General features: G+C 69.0%; 2 protein-coding genes. Both read left to right on the top strand.

The window, feature by feature from the left end:
- Positions 1-64: 64 nt before the first annotated feature.
- Positions 65-1,309: an IS701 family transposase gene (locus ACZ56B_RS32705; protein WP_468798690.1), complete on the top strand. Its 1,245-nt coding sequence runs from the start codon at positions 65-67 to the stop codon at positions 1,307-1,309.
- 154 nt (positions 1,310-1,463) lie between these two features.
- Positions 1,464-2,708: an IS701 family transposase gene (locus ACZ56B_RS32710; RefSeq protein WP_468798690.1), complete on the top strand. Its 1,245-nt coding sequence runs from the start codon at positions 1,464-1,466 to the stop codon at positions 2,706-2,708.
- The last annotated feature ends 96 nt before the right edge of the window (positions 2,709-2,804 follow it).

Consider the following 2,804-nt stretch of genomic DNA (forward strand, 5'->3'; position numbering starts at 1 on the left):
CCTAGTACTCCAGCAGCGGATCGTGTCCTGAGCTGGTGATTGTCGTTGTCCCGGTGTGGAGAGCATGACTGAAGTCGGTTGCTGGGCTGCGGAGTTGGAGTCGGTGTTCGCCCGGGTGGCGGGCCGGTTCGGGCGGGCGGATCTGCGGTGGCGGATGCGGGACTACGTCCGCGGTCTGCTGGGCCAAGCGGCACGGAAGAACGGCTGGCAGCTCGCGGAATGGGCCGGCCACCGCACGCCGGACGGCTTCCAGCGGCTGTTGAACAGCAGCGTCTGGGACGCGGACGCCCTGCGCGACGACGTCCGTGCCTATGTCGGTGAGTCCCTTGGCCCCGGTGGTGTGTTGATCATTGACGACACCGGGTTCATCAAGAAGGGCACCACGTCGGCCGGGGTGGGTCGGCAGTACACCGGCACCTCAGGAAAGATCGACAACTGCCAGATCGGCGTATTCGCCGCCTACGCCACCCGCTCGGGCCGGGCCCTGGTGGACCGCGAGCTCTACCTGCCCAAGGCCTGGACGTCCGACCGCGACCGCTGCCGGGCGGCGAAGATCCCCGACGAACGCGGCTTCGCGACCAAGGGAGAGCTGGCCCGGGACATCGTCCGCCGCTGCCTGGCCGCCGGCCTGCCCGCTGCCTGGGTCACCGCGGACGAGGCCTACGGGCAGGACTGGCAATTCCGCCGCCTGCTCGAGCAACTCGACATCGGCTACGTGGTGGCGGTGCCCAAGTCGCAGCAGATCAAGTCCCTGGCCGGCATCTGGCGCATCGACCAACTCATCGAAGAAGCCCCTGCCGATGCCTGGCAGCGGCTGTCTTGCGGTGACGGCGCCAAGGGCCCACGCGTCTACGACTGGGCCGCGGCCAAGCTGCCCGCCAACCTCGTCTTCGACCCAGACCCGCCGACCCATCACCGCTGGGTGATGGCCCGCCGCAGCCTGTCCGACCCCGAAGAGGTGGCCTACTACCTGGCCTACGCCCCCGTCGGCGTCGAGATCGCCGAGCTGTCCCAGGTGGCCGGCTCCCGCTGGGCAATCGAGGAGTGCTTCCAGGCCGCGAAGAACGAATGCGGCCTCGACCAGTACGAGGTCCGCCGCTATCCCGGCTGGTATCGGCACATCACCCTGGCCATGCTCGCCCACGCCGTCCTGGCCGCGCTCGCCGCCCAGGCCGGCGGCGAGGCCGCAAAGGGGGCTGCAGAAACGGATCAGCCCTCGTCCCACTCACCGTGGCAGAGATCCGGCGGCTCCTGGACACTCTCCTGCCCCACCCACGAGCCGACCGCGACCCCGTCACCCACGCACTGAAGTGGTCGGCCTGGAGAAGACACCGCCAGGCCGTCGCCCGCCGCTGCCACTACCGAAAACACAGCTCAGAACACGATCCGCTGCTGGAGTACTAGTACTCCAGCAGCGGATCGTGTCCTGAGCTGGTGATTGTCGTTGTCCCGGTGTGGAGAGCATGACTGAAGTCGGTTGCTGGGCTGCGGAGTTGGAGTCGGTGTTCGCCCGGGTGGCGGGCCGGTTCGGGCGGGCGGATCTGCGGTGGCGGATGCGGGACTACGTCCGCGGTCTGCTGGGCCAAGCGGCACGGAAGAACGGCTGGCAGCTCGCGGAATGGGCCGGCCACCGCACGCCGGACGGCTTCCAGCGGCTGTTGAACAGCAGCGTCTGGGACGCGGACGCCCTGCGCGACGACGTCCGTGCCTATGTCGGTGAGTCCCTTGGCCCCGGTGGTGTGTTGATCATTGACGACACCGGGTTCATCAAGAAGGGCACCACGTCGGCCGGGGTGGGTCGGCAGTACACCGGCACCTCAGGAAAGATCGACAACTGCCAGATCGGCGTATTCGCCGCCTACGCCACCCGCTCGGGCCGGGCCCTGGTGGACCGCGAGCTCTACCTGCCCAAGGCCTGGACGTCCGACCGCGACCGCTGCCGGGCGGCGAAGATCCCCGACGAACGCGGCTTCGCGACCAAGGGAGAGCTGGCCCGGGACATCGTCCGCCGCTGCCTGGCCGCCGGCCTGCCCGCTGCCTGGGTCACCGCGGACGAGGCCTACGGGCAGGACTGGCAATTCCGCCGCCTGCTCGAGCAACTCGACATCGGCTACGTGGTGGCGGTGCCCAAGTCGCAGCAGATCAAGTCCCTGGCCGGCATCTGGCGCATCGACCAACTCATCGAAGAAGCCCCTGCCGATGCCTGGCAGCGGCTGTCTTGCGGTGACGGCGCCAAGGGCCCACGCGTCTACGACTGGGCCGCGGCCAAGCTGCCCGCCAACCTCGTCTTCGACCCAGACCCGCCGACCCATCACCGCTGGGTGATGGCCCGCCGCAGCCTGTCCGACCCCGAAGAGGTGGCCTACTACCTGGCCTACGCCCCCGTCGGCGTCGAGATCGCCGAGCTGTCCCAGGTGGCCGGCTCCCGCTGGGCAATCGAGGAGTGCTTCCAGGCCGCGAAGAACGAATGCGGCCTCGACCAGTACGAGGTCCGCCGCTATCCCGGCTGGTATCGGCACATCACCCTGGCCATGCTCGCCCACGCCGTCCTGGCCGCGCTCGCCGCCCAGGCCGGCGGCGAGGCCGCAAAGGGGGCTGCAGAAACGGATCAGCCCTCGTCCCACTCACCGTGGCAGAGATCCGGCGGCTCCTGGACACTCTCCTGCCCCACCCACGAGCCGACCGCGACCCCGTCACCCACGCACTGAAGTGGTCGGCCTGGAGAAGACACCGCCAGGCCGTCGCCCGCCGCTGCCACTACCGAAAACACAGCTCAGAACACGATCCGCTGCTGGAGTACTAGG

This window comes from Streptomyces sp. NPDC034670 (assembly GCF_055574875.1).

Bases quoted from the DNA above. Each gene is read 5' to 3' on its own strand.
- ACZ56B_RS32710 (WP_468798690.1), top strand. From the start codon at position 1,464: ATGACTGAAGTCGGTTGCTGGGCTGCGGAGTTGGAGTCGGTGTTCGCC.
- ACZ56B_RS32705 (WP_468798690.1), top strand. From the start codon at position 65: ATGACTGAAGTCGGTTGCTGGGCTGCGGAGTTGGAGTCGGTGTTCGCC.